This is a genomic window from Pseudomonas salomonii, assembly GCF_900107155.1.
GTDB classification, from domain to species: Bacteria; Pseudomonadota; Gammaproteobacteria; order Pseudomonadales; family Pseudomonadaceae; genus Aquipseudomonas; species Aquipseudomonas salomonii.
Map to the genome: position 1 here is coordinate 497,724 of NZ_FNOX01000002.1, position 21,655 is coordinate 519,378.

The 21,655-nt window shown below is 54.6% G+C and carries 10 protein-coding genes; 4 read left to right on the forward strand and 6 right to left on the reverse strand.

Annotated features, from left to right (window positions below; translation table 11 throughout):
* The first annotated feature begins 126 nt into the window (after positions 1-126).
* The 4 genes from BLV67_RS33820 to tnpC all read left to right on the forward strand — a co-directional run bounded on the left by BLV67_RS33820 (position 127) and on the right by tnpC (position 3,539).
* Complete coding sequence (locus tag BLV67_RS33820) at positions 127-756, forward strand: methyl-accepting chemotaxis protein (RefSeq protein ID WP_439709947.1); 630 nt, start codon at positions 127-129, stop codon at positions 754-756.
* A 510-nt stretch (positions 757-1,266) separates the two neighbouring features.
* Positions 1,267-1,599, forward strand: a complete 333-nt coding sequence (tnpA, locus tag BLV67_RS06335; RefSeq protein WP_074854426.1) for an IS66-like element accessory protein TnpA — start codon at positions 1,267-1,269, stop codon at positions 1,597-1,599.
* Complete coding sequence (tnpB, locus tag BLV67_RS33270; RefSeq protein ID WP_003177794.1) at positions 1,596-1,931, forward strand: IS66 family insertion sequence element accessory protein TnpB; 336 nt, start codon at positions 1,596-1,598, stop codon at positions 1,929-1,931. Before tnpA ends, tnpB begins: the two co-directional genes overlap by 4 nt.
* An 81-nt stretch (positions 1,932-2,012) precedes the next feature.
* A complete protein-coding gene (gene tnpC / locus BLV67_RS06345; RefSeq protein WP_069787787.1) occupies positions 2,013-3,539 on the forward strand; it encodes an IS66 family transposase in 1,527 nt (508 codons plus the stop codon).
* A 26-nt stretch (positions 3,540-3,565) separates the two neighbouring features.
* On the opposite strand, the gene BLV67_RS32055 is transcribed toward tnpC, so the two are convergent.
* From BLV67_RS32055 to BLV67_RS06375, 6 genes are all read right to left on the reverse strand, one after another.
* Positions 3,566-4,171 (reverse strand): HNH endonuclease, encoded by a 606-nt coding sequence (locus BLV67_RS32055; protein WP_141722747.1) that lies wholly within the window; start codon positions 4,169-4,171, stop codon positions 3,566-3,568.
* 188 nt (positions 4,172-4,359) lie between these two features.
* Positions 4,360-7,023 carry an ATP-binding domain-containing protein gene (locus BLV67_RS06355; protein ID WP_069787789.1) on the reverse strand — a complete coding sequence of 888 codons (2,664 nt, stop codon included), beginning with the start codon at positions 7,021-7,023 and terminating at the stop codon, positions 4,360-4,362.
* A gap of 86 nt (positions 7,024-7,109) precedes the next feature.
* Positions 7,110-9,092 (reverse strand): hypothetical protein, encoded by a 1,983-nt coding sequence (locus BLV67_RS06360; protein WP_244160697.1) that lies wholly within the window; start codon positions 9,090-9,092, stop codon positions 7,110-7,112.
* Between the two features lie 15 nt (positions 9,093-9,107).
* On the reverse strand, positions 9,108-13,487 hold the full coding sequence (locus BLV67_RS06365) for an Eco57I restriction-modification methylase domain-containing protein (RefSeq protein ID WP_069787790.1): 4,380 nt from the start codon (positions 13,485-13,487) through the stop codon (positions 9,108-9,110).
* 21 nt (positions 13,488-13,508) lie between these two features.
* Positions 13,509-16,289, reverse strand: a complete 2,781-nt coding sequence (locus BLV67_RS06370; protein ID WP_069787791.1) for a helicase-related protein — start codon at positions 16,287-16,289, stop codon at positions 13,509-13,511.
* Positions 16,286-21,580 carry a DEAD/DEAH box helicase gene (locus tag BLV67_RS06375; RefSeq protein WP_069787792.1) on the reverse strand — a complete coding sequence of 1,765 codons (5,295 nt, stop codon included), beginning with the start codon at positions 21,578-21,580 and terminating at the stop codon, positions 16,286-16,288. The genes BLV67_RS06370 and BLV67_RS06375 overlap by 4 nt, the downstream gene beginning before the upstream one ends.
* Positions 21,581-21,655 lie beyond the last annotated feature (75 nt).

A 21,655-nucleotide genomic window follows, 5' to 3' on the forward strand; every position in this document is an offset into this window, starting at 1 on the left:
GTCCAGCAGCGTCAAGGCACCGATCAGGTGGTCACTGCCATCAGCGAGATGAGCGCCACGGTCAAAGACGTGGCGCGCAGCACTACCGACGCCGCAGAGATGTCGCAGCGCGTTAATGCCAGCACTATGCAGGGCAAGGCTGAAATCGAGAACACCATCAGCTTGATCAAAGGGCTTGAGGTTCAGGCCGAACAAACATCCCGAATCATTGAGGAGCTCAAGGGTGAAAGCTATTCCATCTCCTCGGTTTTGGATGTGATTCGTGGTGTAGCAGAGCAAACCAATCTGCTAGCTTTGAACGCTGCCATTGAGGCTGCCCGTGCCGGTGAGCAGGGTCGTGGATTTGCCGTGGTCGCCGATGAGGTGCGGAATCTGGCCAAAAAGACTCAGGATTCCACCGTCAGTATCCAGAAGATGATCGCCAATCTGCAATCCGGCTCCGACCGTGCCGCCACTTCCATGCAGGAAACTCTAGGGAAGGCTCAAGAAGGCGCGAGCAACGTAGTGCGCGCAGGGGAGTTGCTAGAAGAAATAGCCGAGGGCATCGCGACCATCAGCGACAGCAACATACAGGTCGCCTCGGCGGCAGAACAACAGAGTCAGGTTGCCGAGGAGATCCACCGCAACGTAAACGACATCAACACTCTGGTTATCCAGGTCAGCGCCGGTGCTGAACAAACCGCCGTCACCAGCCGCGAGTTAGCCCGCTTGGCCGAGCAACAGCAGGGGCTGGTGGGACGGTTCAAGGTGAACTGAGTTACAAGTTTTTTTACCGGATGCTCAAATGCCCGAGAGAATGACTTTCGGGTATTTGAGGATTGGTAGGTGAGAGGGTGACGCGCCTATAAGGGCTACTTTGCTCAACGCGATAAACGAGGCTTTTCATGACGCCGGATGAGGTCAGGCCATGGGTTATCAGCCGTCCTACGGCTTTCTGAAGGACTGCTTATACCGTTCTGAGTCATACAAGGTGACTTTGGCAGACGCTTACCGATGACGCGCAGTTAAAACAATCACAGCAGTGACTCAAAAATCGAGTGATGGAAGCTCAAGTACACTTGGTGCTCAGCAGTCAACCAGCGCAATCTCATTCCCGGATGGATACCGAGCTTCTGTAAATCTGCTAAGGTTACTCGAGAAGAAACTAACAATAGACCGTGCTCGTAACCGTCCGGGCAACACACCTTCCTGATGCCATCGCTTAAGGCGATGGTGTCCACCTAAATTTAAGTGGACACCATTTTTAGCCTTTTTAAGCGGACGCCCATGCCACGAGAACGTCGTTCCTATTCCAAATCCTTCAAGGCCCAAGTCATTGCCGAATGTGCGCAGCCTGACACCTCGATTGCCAATGTCGCCTTGATCCACAACCTCAATGCCAACCTCGTCCATAAATGGATTCGGGTGCATGGGCAGAAAAACCTGGCACTGCAAACTGCCTTTATTCCGGTTAAGGCAGCGCCGTCGATAGCGACGCATCAAGCTCTTCCCGCTACGATCCGAATCGAAGTACCTCATTCAAAAGGCGTAGTTGTGGTGAGTTGGCCGACAGAAAATGCAGCGTCGTGTTCCGCTTTCCTGCGAGACCTGCTGCAATGATCCGCGTCGATTCCATCTGGCTAGCCACCGAGCCCATGGACATGCGCGCTGGCACTGAAACCGCGCTGGCGCGAGTTGTCGCGGTGTTCGGTGCGGCGAAGCCGCACTGTGCTTATCTGTTCGCCAACCGCCGCGCCAATCGCATGAAAGTGCTGGTGCATGACGGCGTGGGGATTTGGCTGGCCGCCCGGCGTTTGAATCAAGGACGCTTCTTCTGGCCGGGTGTGCGACACGGCTCCGAAGTTGAGTTGGATGCCGAGCAACTTCAGGCCCTGGTGCTCGGCTTACCTTGGCAGCGCGTCGGTGCAGGCGGAATCATCTCGATGCTTTAACACCTGCCATGGCACGCTTGCCAGTGCAATTGGCCCATCAGTCTATCGTCGCCACCAGCCCTCTCTGGCAAAATCGGCGGCATGACTTCGCATCCCAATCTCGACCAATTAAATCCTGAAGAACTGCGTGCCTTGGCGGCGCAGTTGATCCAGCGCGTCGAGACCATGGACAAGCAAATCACCCATCACAAGTCGGTCAACGAGAAGCTGGCCCACGAGATTGCGCTGCTCAAACGCTTCAAGTTTGCCAAGCGCAGCGAGCAGCTAAGTCCGGATCAAGCCAGCTTGCTTGACAACTTGATCGACACCGATATCGCCGCCATCGAAGCTGAGCTTGAAGCACTGCAACCCGTGTCTGTCGAAGCCAAAATGCGCCAGCAGCCCAAGCGCGCTACGCTGCCACCGCAGTTCCCTCGCACGCTGATCCATCACGAACCGGAAAACAGCTACTGCCAATGCGGCTGCGCCCTCAAGCGTATCGGCGAAGATGCCAGCGAAAAGCTCGACTACACACCGGGCGTCTTCACTGTCGAGCGCCACATCCGTGGAAAATGGGCCTGCGAGCAGTGCGAAACACTGATCCAGGCACCGGTACCGGCGCACGTCATCGACAAAGGCATCCCGACGGCGGGCCTGCTGGCCCACGTCATGGTGGCCAAGTTTGCCGACCATCTGCCGCTGTATCGGCAGGAGAAAATCTTCGGCCGCGCCGGACTGCCTATTGCTCGCTCGACCTTGGCGCAATGGGTGGGCAACTGCGGCGTGCAATTACAGCCGCTGGTTGATGCGCTGCGCGAAGCCGTGCTGACGCACGGCGTCGTCCACGCCGACGAGACCCCGGTACAAATGCTGACGCCTGGCGCGAAGAAAACTCATCGCGCTTATGTCTGGGCCTATGCCACCAGCCAGTTCTCCGATCTGGCGGCGGTCGTTTATGACTTCAGTCCGAGCCGTGCTGGCGAACATGCCCGAGCCTTCCTCGGCAACTGGAACGGCAAGCTGGTCTGCGACGACTTCGCTGGCTACAAGGCAGGCTTTGAACTGGGCGTCACGGAGATCGGCTGCATGGCCCATGCACGCCGCAAGTTCTTCGACTTGCACGCGACCAACAAGAGCCAGATCGTCGAAAAAGCGCTGCACTACATCGCGGCCTTGTACGCAGTTGAACGAGAGGCACGCGAGCTGGAACCGGGTGTCCGGCAGCGAATACGGCAGGAAAAAGCAGCGCCGATCATCGACGCACTTCATACTTGGATGATCGCCCAGAGGCAGCTTGTGCCTGAGGGATCAGCCATCGCCAAGGCGTTGGATTACAGCCTCAAACGCTGGATAGCGCTGACGCGCTATCTCGATGACGGTGCTGTGCCCATCGATAACAACTGGTGCGAGAATCAAATCCGGCCGTGGGCTCTTGGGCGCTCGAACTGGCTGTTCGCGGGCTCGTTACGTAGCGGTAAACGTGCGGCGGCGATCATGAGTTTGATCCAGTCGGCGCGGCTCAACGGGCATGATCCGTATGCTTACTTGAAGGATGTTCTTACACGCCTGCCGACGCAGCGGGCGAGTGAGATTACCGAGCTGTTGCCGCACAGGTGGTTGCCCGTTTAATCACGCAAGGTGTGTTGGGCAGACGCTTACCCGTGCTCGTCAAAACTTACTAAAAAACGGTCGAACAAAGCATCCAAGTTGGCGTTCAACAGAAATCCGTTGAACACATCCAGCCGCTCGGCATCAGAAGCACACTCCGCCCAAGGTTTGGCGTGGCTGGCGCGTAACACCTCGGACAATCCCACCCCGGTCACAGCACAAGCGCCCCCCCAATACTCCAACATCGCTTCACGAAACTTCTGTTGGCCAACTCGCTGACGCACCAGCCGCTCTACCTCAGTACCTGCTATCCCCTCTGGAGATGCTGTCAAAACTGCGTTAACCGCCTGCGCATAACTGGTGGCGACCTGACTTGGCAGTGCGCTGGACAAACTTGAAGCACGGCGTAGTAACGTTGAAAGTGAAGCTTCGCCATCTACCAAAAATGAATCACCACATAATTGTAGCGCTGGAAAACTGCGACGCAACTCTGTCAATAACGACGAGACCCTTGAAACAAATTCAATCTCGTAACCATTGTCCGAAACCGAGACAATTGCATGACTCAAGTGGCGAGCAGATGCCAGTACTACGCTGTTCCTATCAACAGAAATAGTATGTTCAAAACCATTATCGGTACCTGTTTTTTTCAATCAAAGCACATTGCAAACGGTTCATCGGTGCTCCATCTGAATTGCTATTCACTAATAATCAGGTTGTAACGTGCCCTGACAAATAATAATCCATACATACCAAAATAATTATGCGCTAACCGTCGTTAGTAAAATGCTGCGAACGTAACTCTAACGAGGTCGGACTGGACCAAGGAGTACATTCGCTATCACCACCTTTCAGAAAACCTGAGCTTCAGGGAAGACAATTTTTCAGGTAATCCTTTATGGCAAAGCATCCCTAAATAGGTAGCAGCACGAGTCGCCCCGACATAAAGGTACCTTTCGAAAAGGTCGGGGGTCATTTCTGCCAGAGTATCAACACCAACAAAGAACACTGCTTCAAACTCAAGCCCCTTGATGTGCTGGATGTCAAAAATACGTACATCCGTGTCGTCCCCCAAGGCTTTACCCTCTAGACATGCAACAGCTTTCAAATTGATGGACTCCAATTGCTCGCTCAGTGCGTCAGCGATCGGTCTAACAAAACTCTCAGAAGCAACTAGTACTGCAACTGTTGGCATTTGGTGAACCATTCTCTCAATCTCACTAATGCGCTCAGCTAACCACTGTGCGACCGCCAAAGGCTCATCCATACCTTCAACGAAAACCGGCATAACCCCTTCATGCGCAGAGTATTCAGGTAAGACACCCAACGCGGTAGTATCTCCGTCCATCAGCTGCAATAGCTCACCAGCAAATGCATTCAGCATTCGACTCTGACGGTAAACCGTGGTGATGCGCTTATCCTGGATTTGTTCAGAAATCCAACTCACCTGCTCTAGAGAGCGAATACCGTGCCCAGTGATACGCTGATTAAAATCTCCACAGGCAAAGAAGGATCGCGTCTTCAAATTGGTCAGACTCTCCATGCAGGCCAATTGCAGCATTGAAAAATCGGTTGCTTCATCAACGAGCACCTGATGCTGAAATTGGTTGGCAATTCTGGCGAGTTCGAAAAACTGTGGCTGGCCAAGGTCATTTCGCACAAACTCCTGCTGCATCAGTTCACGGGCCGATCTGAGCATGAGTAAAATAATCGCATCAAGCTCAACTCCGTCTATGTGCACAGGATTGTCAGGCGCACGATACGCGTATCGCTGCTCAGCAATGCACTGCCGCCGAAATGCCCGATAACTGGCCGGCACATCCAGTACGTAACGCTTCCAGGCATTTCGGAAGCGACGAAGCGCATTCTGGAAGGTCATTTCACCGCCCAGTGTTTTCAACCACTCTTCAGAGGGCACTCGGTCATCGAGCCAGTCACGGATATGTGCAGCCCTGCTCGACTTACCTAGGCTACGCCCATGGTACCGGCTGCGAGCATAACTCTGGAGAAAGCGCTGATAGGCAAAAAAAGCTTTCTGAGCTTCGTTATGAGATGGCTGTGTCGGCTCTTCGGTAACGTCTTCGTCATACTCGGCGCCATCATCTTCTTCTTCGTCGCCCTGTGTAAGAGTGTCGAAAAAGGCTGCTAGGTCGAAGAAAACACGCTTGTCTTTGTTGAACAGCAGGTTTCCTTGCTCACGGATCAGCTTGTCCGTCTTAATTCGGCTTTCCTTCAGCAGGGAGTCTATTTTTGCTTCCAAACTGAGCCACCTACCATATGCCTGAACCAACTCTTCGGATCTCAGACTGGAGATGCCGGCCAAGAGCTGCTGTAACAACGGCTTTGCCTGATCAGGCGCAGAGCTCTGCAACATTGTCGCCCCCTCCTGAAGCGGAGAAATTAGGCGATTGCGGTGAAATTTACGGAACTCATCAAACCACGCACGCGGGTCATTACTGACTTCACCACTACAATGGCTGCGGTCCTCTTTGAAAACGAACATCCCGCCGGTATTGGTTTTCAAAACGCCGAAAACTGAACGAGCGAGTTCATGTCTGCGTTTGTCCCACGTCTTGATGTGCTCATCCGAAGCAGGTACCTGCTCCCGATTGAATGCCTCTTTCACATAGTGTTTCAACAAATCCGAGGGTGTGAACATGACCCAGCTGGATTTATGGGCTGCAGTATCAAGCAGAGAGCGCTCATCCAAATCCAGGGCATCCCAGTCGAGCTTTTGGCCAAGACGTTTGATGAGCGTGGTAGTTTTTCCGGTGCCGGGCGGCCCTAAAATGATCAACTGGCTATTGATAGGTAGGCGGAAGATGTCATCTTGGAACTTGTCCAGAACAGGCTGATCACGCAGCGCCATGGCACTTCGTATTTGGTGACGTAAGCCTTCCGTTATGTTTCCTGCTACCTCACCACCCGCCAGCATGGCCTCGAAGGCACCGCCATCATCGATGGTCTCCTCCGACTCCAGTAGTTTGCGCAAGGACTGAATTGACAATGGAGATACATCTTCACGACGCAGCACATTGTTAGTCGAATCCCAATGCCCACCATCCTTTGCAGGGTGCAGATCAACACGTTCAAGAACGCGCAACCAGACAAGCCTGCCGCCAACCGAAACCTCTACTTCCTCCCCCACATCCCGGGAAGCAAGCTTGCCAAGATCAGTTCGGTAACCTGCTAGTTTTGCTGCGCCATTGAGAGAAATGCCGGAGGTACGGCAGATGTAGTAGATGGCTTTCTGGCCTTCATCATTCTCAACCGTGACACGAGAGATGGCCGGCTCACGCAACAATGCCAGCAAAGATTGCGTCTCACCATCGGCAATCTCCGCAATACGGTTGACAGCCTCTTGCCCTGTGAACGTGTTTAACGTGGCGAATGCGTCTGTGGCGTTGGTGCCACGACTGGACAGTTTCTCTGTCGCCTTGCCTTCGATTGTTACGAATATATTGAGTGCGCTCTCTGCAAGACTGGTGACCACGACATCACTCATGAATTAGCTTCCCTTCCTATTGATCCCAAGCCTCCAGCACTAGGCGCTGGACTGGTCATTCGCTAAATCCACCAATTTCTCTGCTTTCAGATTGTTTCAGAAAATCGACGTTTGAAAAGCAAGCCATCGTCAAAGCTCGGATCAAGCACCAAACAAACCTGCTCGGTATCAATCAGATCCGCTGGAGGTGGTGTGGTAGTGGTCACTATGTACTGAAACGGAACACTCATACCGTCCTCAAAAGCCTTCTGCAGATGATCGGTTAAAAGCAGGAATCCCTCATACAGCCCGGCGCTCATATCTGCCTCGCGCGGGCAATCGTGGATGACCAAACCGGGAAACGCATTGTCCTCCCCCGCACCTTCCATAAGACACACAATATCGCCCAATAGAACCTCCAGCACACGGTAGGCTTCACCGCCTCGCATAGATATTCGGAAGGGTCGATTTTCATCGCGAGGATCGAATGAGCCGAAGGCATCATTGGAGAGCAGTTCTCTCGTAAATCGATCCATGATTCTGGCTATACGCTTTTCTCGGTTTGATAGTTCTTTCTGTACTATCGCCAACTGAGTTCGGCCGCTATTTATATCGCGCCCGATGCCTTCAGACTTGGCACAGGACAGATCAATAGCAGTTTGGGAAACTGAGGAGCCTGCTGACTTTTCCCAACGATCCATCTCTGTAAGCAGTTCTTCTCCTCGACGGGCCTCATGAGATGTTTTATCCCGAACCTCACGAATTTTATTGCGTTTACCAACCAATTCAGCATCGGTTGCCTTCAAGTCCTGGAATTTAACCTCAAGCTGTTGCTTACGCTGAAATGCAGTTCCTACACGTAATGCAGACTCCTTCATGGCTCGACTCAGGCTCTTCTTATCACGCTCATCCCGTAGGTTAATTACCTGCAAGCGGCCAATCTCGGCTTGGATATGCTGGCATTGTGCGAATGGAATGTTTCCCTCCTTGCAATCTCCTGCAAGTTGAGTAAGCCTCAATAATTTCTCCCCAATTGCCTTATAAGCTGCCTCGTCCCCCACCCTTGCTGCCTCAGCAAATTCGTACTCCAGGCTTGCCCTGTCGAGCTGAGTCTGGATCTGCGTTACTTCTGTACGCAGCTCAGCCAAACGTAGCTCCGCTTCATCTTGCCGGTCATTCCAGTCACCCAACGCTGACGCAGCCTCCTCTGCAGCGTTGCGAACTTGCTTCACCACCGAGTCCGCAAACAAATCCTCTACGCGCAAAGGCAAGCTATCCGGCAGATTGCGCCAAGCACGCAAGTCTGACTCGATGCGCCGGCGGATCAATACCGGCTCACGCAACAGCTCTGCCGTTTTCTTCTTGGCAAGCTCAAGCTCTATTTCTAGCTCAGCCAGACTGCACATCAGTTTTGATTCAGCTTGATCCAGCAATCCCAATACGGCACGCATGATAATGGGTGGATCCTGACGACTGCGCTGCAAGCCCGTGCCCTCGCCCTCACGCCAGGAGAAAAAGGACTTAAAGCGCGAACCTTGGTCGCGACTTATCCAAGCTAAAAGGTGGCGCCATTCAATGGCCTGACTCGTTTCCGGGATTGCAGCTGGCGCAACCTTGGCCATCATCGTGTCGGCAAGTTGCTGCATAAATGTGCGATCAGTGTGATAAGGCTGATCGCGCCATAATGCGGTAAATTCGCCGCCTTTCAGAACAATGCCTTCCTTGTGGGTATTGAAATGTCGGAACAGGGTGAATGCTTGGCCCTCTACATGCAGAACGACTGCAACGCCGCCCGTTGGGAACTCTCCGAACAACTCCTCACGCAGCTCGCTGACAGCCTTGGCTGTATCGCCCAGACACAAGCGCAGTAACAGGCATAATGAGCTCTTGCCCACTCCATGGCCTGCTGCGCGAGCGCCGTATGCGCTACCCGCTGCTGGCTCCTTGGCCCAAACAATATTAAGGCCCCGCTGAAAGGTAACGGTGCGAATTACGTGCTCATGACTTGCTTCACGAAACAGAGCCAAACGCTCAAACCACAAGCGCGGACTGCGCCTGACTTCCGTTAACTCCCGGATCAATGCCTGCACCATTTCGCTCCCTGCTTAGGCTTGTTTGCTTGATTGTTGGCTGAAATCAGCCTCTTTATCATCTGCACCAAACTGCATCTTCTCGATAGCTTTCAACAGGACGCTGGCGATCGAAGTGGCCTGAGTATCGACAATAAGGTGACTCGGAATAGTTTTTCCCTGTAGAGCTACGAGCTGATCTGACTCTACCCGAACCAACCCGGCGCCTTCGAAATGGCGAATCAAGTCCTGTTGTCGATCTCCCGTCAATTGTGCTGATTCAAACACCCCGATATAACGATTTTGAAACGCCACCACGATTTCTGCGCTCTTATCCCCAACATACGCCGACAACAACTCGGGACGTGACGCAATAAGCAGGGCATCGCTCAACTGGCGTCGTGACAAACGCCCTGCTTGTTGAATCAGCGTGAGCAACAAACCAGCCAAGCAAGCATCTAGCTCATCGCGAACAACGCCACGCTCCGAATAGATTGGATGAGCCCGCTGTCCAGGTGGCGGCACCAACAGACTGAGATAAGCTTCACCACTGGCTTCCGCTAAGATCATTCGATCGAACTCACGCACAACCAAACGCCGAGTGCGATATTCGCCGAACGCTTTAATCTCGTTGTTTTTGAGCACGCGGAAGGTTTCGCTGGGATAGTCTGCCCCCATCACATCCACAGGATCGAGGATGTACCGCAGCTCTTCACGGGTAATGCTGTAGAGTTTGGCGTAGTACGCGTCGAGCTCGGCGCGCAGTTGGGCGCGGCGGGGTTCGTTCCAAGTGAAAGGCTGGCCAACATAGCCGAGGTCTTTCGCCCAGGCGGAAAGTTCGTGGTCAGAATAGGTGAGTTCCAACACCCGAGGAACGATAAAGGCGAGGTCGGCTTCGGTGTAACGGTCAGGTGGAAGAACCGGGAATTGCTTTAGATAGGAATACGTCAAATGTGTGCCGCCCACTTTGACGCGAGCGCAAAAATCCAGGACCAAAACACTGAAATTGGCAAGCAACGCGGCAACTTGCTTCGGCTCTTGCATCGTCCTGAATAAGGGCATGGTGTGCCCCACGCCCACCCGTCCTACTACGCTGGCTATCACCGTGCGCTCGTCTGTGGCGCGGCAAATATCTCGCCACCCCATTAACCAGCCCTTATCCCAACCTTTGCTTTTCAACCGATCATCTACTTCTTCCGCACTCACCCAGTAGCGCGGGGTAACGGTGTAATTCGGGTCGGCTTTTTCAAGCAGGCTCACATCGTGACTGCTGCCGTCGGGCGTGTAAGATGCCCATCGTTTGTCGAACTGATGGATCATCTTGGCTTCGTACAGCGGCAACAAGCCAGGACCAGGTGCGTCCACAAACAGCTCGCTGTCGCTGGTCATATTGAACAGCCCCTGCGAGAACGTGATACCCCAAGGATTACCGTTGGGCTGACCTTCGTCGATCAGTACCGGTGCAGTGCGGTAGAGCTTTTTCGTCAGTTCCGCATCGCACTCGCTGCGGAAAATCGGACAAGTCAGGGTATTAGGGTTAATCAGGCGGAACTCGGCAGGAGTTAGGACGAAGCCGCGGCGCGGGTCGGCTAGTTGGCTGACCTGCGTGGCAAAGCAGACGAATTCGGCCTGCGGAGCAGCACCCAAGGTGAGAAGGCAGAATTTGTAGCTGCGGTGCACTGAAGGGAACACTGCTTCGCGATTCTCGATGTCATATAGGCTGACCAGTTGTCGGTTTTGCGTAAGGTGAGCGAAGAAAGCCTTGGTGCTGTCGTCGGTAGCGATACCCGTGGGCACAATAAACCCAGCACGACCCAGCCCCTGCATAATCTGACTCATCGTTTCCGCAAACAGTGGGTAGGTATTGAGTTTTCCCACCGCAGTCATGGGAAAACGCCCAAATTCACGGTAAAAATTGTTGGAAGCCGCAATGCGCTGGCTTTCCACTAAATATTTGTTCCAAAGACGCGGGTCATCCACACGTAGCGCTGCAATCGCGCGCTTGCGCTTTTCGCCTGCCAGTTGCGCGATGTGAGGAGCACGCGTAGCAAAGAACTCTTCCTCCCCCATTTGCGAAACTTCCCACGGAGGGTTGCCAAGGACGCAGTCAAATCCGCCGACGGCAAATACTTGCGGAAAAGCCAGCGGCCAGTGCAGCACTTGGGCTTCGCGGCAAACCGCTTGAGCGGCGGCGAGTTGTAGTTGGTGTTCGGTACTCAGGCTCTCCGTGTGTAACGCCAGATACAGCGTGACACTTGTCGGGATATACGCTTCGTTTGCTGTGCTTTTTGGCAACAGATATGCGCCAAGCGCAATATCGGCGGCGTGCGCCAATCGGCTGGTTTTTGCCCGCGCCAGAAACTCGTGGTAGGCCGTTTCCTTCCTGGCAATTTGTTGCGTGCTGTCTTGCGGCAGGGCTTCTATAGCCTGCAGAGCCGTGAGGCCGGCTGCATCGTCAAAACGCAGCGAAGTTTGCTGACCCTTCAAGTCGCGCTCTAGTTGCTTGAGACCGTTGGCGTTGGTTTTGGCCAGCGCCTTGCACACATCCTTGTCGTCACCAGCCAAAGGCTTGAACGCTTCCTTGGCAATACCAAGCTCCAGAGCATTCAGATCAGTCAGTCCCAATAGAGCATCACCGCATTGCAGGTGATGGTCGAGAAAACCTAGGGGACGGCCCTCTTCAAAACCTTCCAACCATAGGGCTGTCCGCGCTAGCTCGAGCGCCATCTGATTACGGTCCACGCCGAAAATGCAGCGACTGACCACCTCACGCAATGCGTGGCGGTAGTCTTGCGGTTTCACTGCACCTTCGGGGTTTTGTAGTTGCGCCAGTTTCTCAGCCAGGCGGCGAGCAGCTGCGAGCAGAAAGTGGCCGCTGCCACAGGCAGGATCAATCACACGAATGGCCAATAGTGCCTCCACCGGATTGGAGGGATTATCGGTCAGACGTTGCTCAATTACTGGATCGAGTGCGGACTTGATTAGTTCCTGAACCAGCGAGTCTGGCGTGTAATAGCTACCGGTGAGCTTGCGAGCATTGCCTGCGGTGCTGCCCTCGCTGGTCAACCCGACAAAACCAAACTGCTTGGCTGGTAGGTCAATTTCCGGTACCAGTTCCAGTAGGCTTTCGTACACACTACCCAGTTCTTCTGGTCCCATATTGCGGTAGTCCACCGGCGCCAGCGTGCCACCATGATTGGCCCAGCGCAGGTTTTGCATCACAGTAAGAAGATGAGCGTTACTTAGGCTGGCGACATCAAGCTGAGAGCACTGACTTTCTGCAAATAGGCCGCCCAGCGCGGGCAGGGCCAGGCGAGGTTCTCCCTCACTTAAACCCTTGAAAACTATGCGGAGGGCTTGCCAGCGGTCATCAAAACGATTGCGGGCGCGACGTTTCAGGCAAAGATCACGCAACCGGGCTACAGCGTAACCCTCCGCATAGGCGCGGCGAGCGGCGATGGCCTCCTTATTGTCGTCTGCCGGATGCAGTAGGCCGCGCTCCTCCACGCTGAAAAGGAAGATCAGCCGGTAGATTAGTCTCAGCAGTTGCTGGAAATAACCATCCTTGCTGAGCTCGCCGTAGTGCAAAGCGCGACGTAAGGCTTCGTTGTGGGGGTGTTGCAAAAAACCCTCGCCTAATATGAGTAGAGCCTGGGTGACGCCCAAGCGCAGACCGTCGCGCACACGGGTGCCCTCCTCCTGCCCAGCTTCGCGCCAGCGCTCCCAGATGCAGCTTTGTGGACCATTGCCGGCACGGCTGGCGTGCAACAGGCGCCAGACGTTGGTGAACTCGGCATAGCGCTGACCGGTCAATAGGTCTTGAAGGTCCACTTCAAGAAAGCTGGGGCGGGTGAGTGTAGAGGAACCGCGTAACAGACGGATTTGTTTGCCGTTGCTGACAATTGCCCAGAGGTGCTCGGAGCTGGCATTAAGCAGTTCCTGTGCGAGCTGGAAAGCGGACTTTTTTCGGCTACCACTGCCGACGATAGCAAAGCGCGCATCGGCATCATCCAGGCCCAATGTGTGCGATGCAACGACGATGGGTAGATTCCCAGCGAGTAGTTGCACCGGGTAGTGGCGCTCACCCACGGTGATGCCTTTGACTTGTGCAAGATTACTGTAGCCAAAGGCATCTCGCAGCAACTCGAGTACCAGGTGTTGCGTGATCTCGGCAGCATCCACATCCGCACGGTCGATTTGCGCAGTAAAGTGTTTGTATTGGGCGCTGGCAATCTGGAAGGCCCGGCTGTAGTCGTCCTTGAGCTTGAGCCCTTTGGGGATTAGGTAATCAGCTTCAGTTTGCCATTTGGCACTGCCAAGGGCGGCTTTTTCCAATTGGTCAGGTAGGAACAGACTACCTTCGAGTTTAAGGGTAGGTAGGTTGAGCGCGGCCTGGGTTTTGCGGAGCTTTTTCATTTTGACTTTCCTTAGGCGCGCTTACAGCGAATCGGGTAGCAGTACATACACACCAATCACATCCACCGGTAGACAGGGACTAACGCTGTACTGACCGACATCTCGAGCGGCTTCGCGCACGCGACGATGGTCGTCCAACAACGCGTTGGCGCGCTCGGTAGCCAACGTTTCCAATCGCTGCTGGTTGCTGGCAAGAAAATCAAGCGCGGTGCGGATTTCGCGCTGCATGGTCTCAATGGGTAGGTTGCCACTAGGGGTGCATTGCAGCAGTTGGCTGGCCGACTCATCATTCAACCACTGCGGATTACTGCGACCTTTGACGGCCAGTGCCACAGTTTCTTCGGCCATCATCTGGAAGGGCTCGCGGCGGCGCACATAGCCGAGCTGGTGACGCAGTCGCAGCAGGTAAATGGTGGTAACCACCTCCACCGCATCAGTGAGAGTAGCAGCGCTGCGGGCGGCAATGGCGTGCTCATTGGAAAGGCTGTCTTCAAGCAGATACTCAGCCAGTACAGTAACTAGTGGGTGACTGCGGTGTAGCTCGTTAAAATCAATTATCAGCGGTTTACCGATGCCTTCATCGACTAGGCGCATCTTCAACGCCTCAGGCAAGTGCTGTGGCAGCAATCGTAGGTGATGCGGTTTAAGCATGGGTTCCAACGGGGCATTCAATCGGGCGCAAGCGCTTTGCACAAAGCGTTGAACGTCGGCCTGGGTGCCGAGAGCCTGCTGCTGCTTTTGCCATTCGGGCAGCACTTCATCAGGACGAATACGGCGCTGGGCAAACACCGTGCGGTTAGCCTTGGCTTTTTCCAATGCGTCCTGCCATTGGGCTTGCAGCGGCTGCAGCTCGACATTAGCGGCAGCGAACATATCTGGCGTATAGGGCACATTGGTGCCGCCGCGCTTCATAAGGGCAGCTTTTACCAGTGCCTGGCTGATGCGCTGCTCGTCTTCTGGCATGGGCACTAATACACCGAGCTCTTTCTGAATGGCCTCGCCCTTGCGCAGGATGACGTTAATCACAAAGCCATCGACCGGGTTGTCCTGCCCATAGAGCATGGTGCAGCGCACTTCCGCCGCTTGCTGACCAAAGCGGTCGACACGGCCCTCACGCTGTTCGTGACGGGTAGGATTCCAAGCCAGGTCGTAGTGGACGACGGCGGTGAACAAGTGCTGCAGATTGATGCCTTCAGAAAGACAGTCTGTGGCAACCAGAATGCGTTGGTCGCCCTCCTCCATCGCGTCGACCCGTTCGCGACGCTCTTCAGGTGTGTATTCGCCGGTCACAGCGTCGATGGTCACCTTGGGGAAGACTTTTTTCAGATGCTCTGCAACATAGTGCGCGGTAGCAATATAGCGACAGAACACCACGGGGTGGTAACCGTCTTTGACTAGAACCTGCAGATGTTGAATCAAGCTAGAAAGTTTTGGATCGCCAGTTTTACCAGAAAGGCGCTCGGCTTCTTTAATGAGTATTTGCAAGCGACTGGGATCTTGGAGCTGGGCTGGTGGCTCCAAGTCGCTGCTTTCCAGGTCGTCAGCTTCGCCATCGTGCAGGCGTCCGTCAGTCAGCAAATCGTCGTATTCAAGTGCACCGTCAAGTCGAGAGGTTAAGGCTTTGACTGCCGCCGCCGGGGAGGAGGCAACGCAACGCAACAGAGCCAGGGTGGCGTACCAGATCAAGCGCGCGCTGTCGGATTTTGTCTGCTCAATGCTTTCAGCCAGCTCAAGGCAGTAGCTTTGTACGGCATCGAAAAAGTGGCCCCAGTCACCAGTAAGCTGGTAGGTGACTTCGGTTTTCATGCGACGCGGAAAACCACGGCCATCGCCGGTTTCTGCCTGCCATTCAGCGATATCCTTGCGGCGACGCTGGACGAAGTGGCGAGCGAGCTCCTGGCGCAACGGATCAGTGGTGGACATGCGACCTTGCAGGGCAACAAAGCGCGGGTCGAGCAAGGAAAGCAAGTTATAGAATGCGACTTCATCGCCCGAGTGCGGGGTGGCGGTGAGCAGCAGCAGATGACGACTCTCGTCTTTCACCAGACGCTGCAGCAGCTCAAAACGCAGTTGCTTTCCGGAACCGCTGCTGGCGCAAGTATGGGCTTCATCGACAATTACACATTCCGGCGCAATGGCGAGGAAGTGTTCGCGGTGACGTTCGCTTTTGATGTAGTCGAGGCTGACCACCACCACAGGGTAGTGATCGAACAAGTTAACGCCGTGTGGCAGGTCACGCTCAATGCGGCTGGCGCTACTGGAGGTAAGCGCCACGGCTTGCAGGTTAAAGCGAGTTTCCAGCTCATTTTGCCATTGTTCAACGAGGTGCGGCGGACAAAGTACGGCAAGGCGGCTGATCTCGCCACGATCCATTAGCTCACGAGCAATCAAGCCGGCTTCGATAGTTTTTCCGACACCTACGTCATCGGCAATCAGTAAGCGTACGGTCGTCAAGCGCAAGGCCATCAACAATGGTACCAACTGATAACCACGCGGCTCGACGGCAATATTGCCAAAGCATCGAAACGGACCACCACCATTGCGAAGCTTTAAACGCAGGGCATCGCGCAACAAAAGAGCGGCCGCATGGTTGCCAGCCTGCTCTGGCTGCGGCCAGGGGAAGGTAGCTGGTTCGACGGGTTCCAACTCGAGCTCAGGAACCAGGGCGATGGTGTCATCATCTGCACCTCCCAATGGGCGCAAACGCAGCCAGTCGCGGCGAGAGTCGCTTTGTACTACCCACTCGCGTCCGCGGGCACGAACCAAGTTACCGGGCATGAAGTCGTGTTCGAGCGTAGTCATCGTTGTTTCTCTGGTAAGCCGAACACGTCAGCATGGTGAGCGAACTGGGCTGACCATTGTGATTGGTCAGAGAAATCAAGCACTTGCCAGCCTTTGTCTACCAGCACGCCATGTAATTCGTTGGATACCACCTCAAGGAAGACCAATGCGCGGACAGTTTTGTACTGCCCAGCAGCAGTAGCCATCCCATTAAGGACTGATACATTGATGACATCGGGCTGGCGCTGACCTGTCCGACTAAGGACTTGCAGCCATTGTTCCATTAGGTCATCACAACTGCCGGCTGAATTGCGCCCAGCCGCAGCTATAGACGCCTGACTCGGTTGAACCTGGGCATTGGCCAGCGCTACCAGAAGCTTGAGTGCATCAGCATTGCGGCGATTGATGTGTTCGTGATCGGGCTGGTTGAAGTAGGACAGTAGGCACTGGTAGCAGCCGGCTTCGCAGATACGGCTGCCCAGTGCGTCGGTCTGCTCCAGCTCGGGCAATTTGTCGAACTGCCACTCACCTTGCGGTACGTTGTAATGCATCAGACGCAGGGCGCTGCTAGCGACTTGCGCAAGGCTAGCGGGCTCGCTTACCAGACGGGTTAGCACGCCCGCACCGCCTTCGGCGGCTTCGTAGAACATCAACGCCCGGCGTTCATCGCCTTTGGGCAATGGCTCAGCGACCAGTTCGGATTCTTCGATCTGGAAGGTCATCTCAATGCCGCGTTTGAGGGCAGCCTGCAAGGTAGCCATGGCCTCGGTGGACAACGAGTGCAGCGGTGCCAAAATCAACAGATTTCGGTGATCTTCGACAAAAGGAACAATGCGCTGATTGGGTATCTTGTCGAGTAGGGCTTCGTCATTACCGCCGTCTTCGCTACCGCTAGGATCGTCCTGCTTGCTCCAGGTACCAGTAATGGGATTAATGTAGAAGCCGAGTTGCTCCTTGTTCTTACGCCGCCGCCAGCCTCGGTTAATCCGCCACAGACGGGCGGCGGGAGCGTAGGTGAGCTCAGCCAGCACGTCCCCACCCTGCCGAATTTCAGCCTTACTCTTCTGGATGACACCATCTGGGCCGGGCAGGAAACGGTAGGTAGTTTGTAGGTCGAAGCCCTGACGTTGTCGGTCTTCATCGTTAATGGAGATGCGCTCGACAGCTACGGTTTCGACAGTCTCGACGCGATAAAGCTCGCGCACCCAGTCGTGTTCGGTCAACAGTGCATCGCAGTTTTCGCAGGTGTTAACGGCAAGCTGCGTGCCGCCGGGCTCGCCCACATGGCCATAGCCACACTGGTTGCAGACCAATGAGGCAACGGTAGCCAACTGACTGTTGCCCGAAATGTGATCGGTCGAGCCGACGTTGAGTTTAGCGCGCACCACGCGATACATGCGACCTTGGTGGTAGATAAGGCTACGCGGGCCAAACTCGGAAAGTCCCAGAAAACGCGGACGGCTTACCATACTGCCTTCATCGTCCTTGCCGGAATTCGCGTTACTTCCCCGGGCGGGAATCCAAGCCATAAGCGGCAAGCGCGGGAAGTTGTAGCCTGGTAGGAAGCCCTGGCTGGCTAAGTAGCGATAAGTATAGAAGTCCGAGTTCTGTGTATTGCCGCTCTTTAGCAGTACGGCGTATTGACGTGCTGCATCGCCATAGCGCCGCTGGGCGTTTTGCCGTTCGCTGTGGGAGGCCGTATGACTCTTTACAATTTGGTCAGCCATATTCATCTGAGCGCGGGTGGCATCAAACAAGACGCGCCAGCGCTCCAATGCTTTGGAGAACTCTTGTGGTGCCTCTTTAATGACCTGCTTCACATAGTCAGGTTTGAACCAGTCACTGCCACTCAGTTCGTTTTGCAACTGAGCGATGACACGAGAGGCGCTGATCTGTGCCCGTGCCTGCACCGCTGGGTCATTGAGGGCATCGTGATAATGCTGGATAAGTGGTTTTTCTGGCGGGTCCAGATCGAGCATGAGTGCGATGCTGGAATCCAGGGCTACTTGCGCGCAGGCCAGCCAGACGGCGTTCAGGTGACTTTGTACGAGATCACGGTTGGCCAAATCGAGGGTGGGAGCCCGCACAACGCCGTACACCATCTCGCTGGCATGATGGAAAAACCATTGGTCGTGCGGACTCTGGGAGGCACAGTAGGTGATGACCAACGCTTGCTGTCCAGAGCGCCCTGCTCGGCCGCTACGCTGTGCGTAGTTAGCAGGGGTCGGCGGCACGTTGCGTAGGTACACGGTGTTGAGCGCAGAAATATCCACACCCAGTTCCATGGTTGGCGAACAAAACATGATTGGTAAACGCTCAAGCGGCGCTTCATGCGCAGGGTTACTCGCCCAATCTTTGCGATCTTTCTCGGTGTAGCGGAAGCGCTGCTCCAGCAATTGCCGCCTTCCTGCATCGACTTGGGCGGTGTGCTCGTGTGCTTCAAAGTCAAACAGCGAATGGCCACTCTGTCGTAATACGGTGGCGACACTGAGATAAAGCGTACGGAAGAAAGCATTGGTCCGGCTATCATCACCGAGCGCTTCGTCGGTGATCAGACACCAGTCCAGCGCGGCAGCATTCAGACGCCAACCCACCAGTTGCTGGTCAATCGGATGCTTTTGTACATAACCGTAAAGGTTCGCGGCCTGCAACAGGGCTTCCACTAAGTCGCGCCAGTCAGCATCTTTCCAGCTTGCCACTTGGCCAGCTACTGAAGTTTGCTTCCAGAAAGGCGCTGTTTTTATGTCGCGCAGCAGGCGTGAACGTGGGCCACCTGGCATCAGATCGGTACGCGGTTTGCCCTTATAGTCTGGACGCTTGTCCAGAATTAGGTACTTGGCGGTTTCCAACTGCTCGTCGGCCGCAAAGGCCCAGCGATCATTGAGGTATGAGAAAGCGCTGGTACGGGCTTTGTCCTGTTCCACGGGATCGAGGTAACGGCTCTCCAAGCAGAGACCGCGCCGCATGACATCAAAAACTTGCTGGCAGAGGATTGCACGATTGTGAGCATTAAGTTTGCTCAGTGTTGAGCTTTTCGCAAAGGACGCGTCGTCTGCACAGAACTCATCCAGGCTGCGATAGCGAATGGCGAGCAGACCCAGTTGATCGAGGTTCGGGTTGTTGAAGCGCCAGCCCCGACGAAGGTCACGAAGCAGGCGATAACCGATGATGAAACGCAGCGTGCGTTGCGCCTCCTGTCGTGCCAGTCCCATGAGCTTGGGTGTACGTAGGTATTCAACGAGGGTAGCGTCATTCAGTTGGTCAAAGCCCAGCGCTTTAAATACCGAGTCGGCCAACTGCTCTTCGGTAAGGAGCCCATGGCTATTTTGCAGAGCGCCGATTAACCCGGAACGCAGCGTCAACAGAAAAACAAAATCGTTGAAATGCCCAGCCTGTAGGGCGGCATCCTGACGGTTGTCGGTAAAGCCCAGCAGTTTACGAGGGTCGGCTTGCCCTGAGACCGGCTCTCCTTCAGCAAACAGTTGACGTAACGCACTCAAGGTCAGGATGGTTGTGGCGGATGAACGACCCTCGCCCGAAAGGCTAGCGAGGCGGTTGATGTCTTTGCCGTGAGCTTCATGAACCTGCGCACACTTCAGGCAGAAACGGAATTTTCCGGGGATATACCAGAAAGGCTCGCCGGAACCCTCATCACCTTTCACGCTCACTGACGCGTGATAAGGCACTAACTTTTTGTAGTTTTGCTTGAGCTTTGGTTCGTCTTTGCTCAAGTCCAGCCAAGTTTCGGGTAGATCCTCTAACACCCCCCGGTACTGCTGGCCGGCTTGCACCGGACAGAGAAAGCCAAAGGCAACGTCTTCGTTGTCATCGGAAGCTATATCATCGATTTCTCGCGGCTGGTAGCTGGTAGGCAGTTGCTTTGAAAGCCATACAGGGTGGTATTCCTGACCGCAGTCTCGACAGAAATGTACTGGATACAGATGAACGCCTTCGTCCTGTCGCCCCGGCGCGAAGCGTTGCGCGTCGAGAGTTACATGACGCGCGCCCTGAGCCTCCAGAGTAGCCAGAACTTTGCCAGGACCACTGATGAACTGATGCAGCTTGAAGGCAAAAGGCGGCCGGCCTTGCGGAGTTCTAATTTCATGGGCTGCCACCAAAAAACGCTGCAAACTGGTGCGAGCGTCCTCTGGTGTGATTCCGGCCTCTTTCGCCAATTTGGCGCTGGCATCACGCAAAGTCATGGGCTTGGCGCGACGTGGGGGTTCATTGTCCGGCAAATCGATCCCAAGATTCAGCTCTACCCAAATTGCCATCGGGTCAGTGCGGAAAGATTCGAATCCATCCCAAGCAAATTCCTTGCGGTTCAACGCGATTTTCAATTGCGACAGAATAGCCGATACATCTTTGAGCGGATCTGTTACCCGTTCTAGCGTTTCACCGATGACGTCCTGCTCAGTAATGCAGGCACCAAAAAGCTTGCTAGCAACCTCGGCCACAGTTTTGTTACGGTCGGCTTGGCTCCCAGTGCTGGACATAGTGGCAGAGGTGCCGATGCAGACTAGTTCATCAGCATGCAAGCGCTCACGCAAACGGCGCACTAGCAATGCAACATCAGCCCCCTGCCGCCCACGATAAGTGTGCAACTCGTCAAGAATCAAGAACTCCAGACCATGGCAATGCTCCACCACCCGACGGTCATCCTCATCAAAGCGAGTAAGGATAAGCTCCAACATCATGAAGTTAGTGAGCAGAATATCTGGGGGATTGTCAGCAATGGCGGCGCGTTCGATACGCGACTCCTGCCCCGTGTAACGAGCGACGGTGAATGGTTGCTGCCCTTCTGGATAGCCGTGCAAGAATTTGTCGAGCTCCTCCAACTGGCTGTTGGCCAAGGCGTTCATTGGATAGATGACGACTGCACGGGTACGCGGACTTTGATCCTGATCCTTGGCTTTTAATATCCGATCGATCACAGGAATGAAAAAGGACAAAGATTTACCGGAGCCAGTGCCAGTCGTGACTACATAGCTCTGGCGACCCTGGCCTTTGGCCAGGGCTTGTAGCTGGTGGGCGTATAGGTGCAGATGTTCAGGATGCCCCTCAGTTTTTCCTACCTGAAAAAGCTCGGCACAGGCCTTGTGCAACAGACCGTCCGCTGCAAGTTGCTGCACTGTGCCCTTGCGCTGATAATTTGGGTTGATCTGGATGAGTGGCTCAGGCCAATAACGACCACTAGCATATTGCCGCTCGACTTCTTCTCGAATGTCGGTAGCCTGAATCCGAGAAAAACTTCGGGAAAAGCTGCTGTATTCGTTAATCAATTTATCGCGAAAGTTGAATACGTTATCCATAGGTGATTTTTCCTTTCGCGTTGGAATAGTTGCCAGCCGTCATCAAAACGTTTTTCGCCCTAAAAAACCGGTAGC

Bases quoted from the DNA above. Each gene is read 5' to 3' on its own strand.
- tnpB (WP_003177794.1), top strand. From the start codon at position 1,596: ATGATCCGCGTCGATTCCATCTGGCTAGCCACCGAGCCCATGGACATG.
- tnpA (WP_074854426.1), top strand. From the start codon at position 1,267: ATGCCACGAGAACGTCGTTCCTATTCCAAATCCTTCAAGGCCCAAGTC.
- BLV67_RS33820 (WP_439709947.1), top strand. From the start codon at position 127: ATGCAGGGCAAGGCTGAAATCGAGAACACCATCAGCTTGATCAAAGGG.
- BLV67_RS06375 (WP_069787792.1), bottom strand. From the start codon at position 21,580: ATGGATAACGTATTCAACTTTCGCGATAAATTGATTAACGAATACAGC.
- tnpC (WP_069787787.1), top strand. From the start codon at position 2,013: ATGACTTCGCATCCCAATCTCGACCAATTAAATCCTGAAGAACTGCGT.
- BLV67_RS06355 (WP_069787789.1), bottom strand. From the start codon at position 7,023: ATGAGTGATGTCGTGGTCACCAGTCTTGCAGAGAGCGCACTCAATATA.
- BLV67_RS06365 (WP_069787790.1), bottom strand. From the start codon at position 13,487: ATGAAAAAGCTCCGCAAAACCCAGGCCGCGCTCAACCTACCTACCCTT.
- BLV67_RS06370 (WP_069787791.1), bottom strand. From the start codon at position 16,289: ATGACTACGCTCGAACACGACTTCATGCCCGGTAACTTGGTTCGTGCC.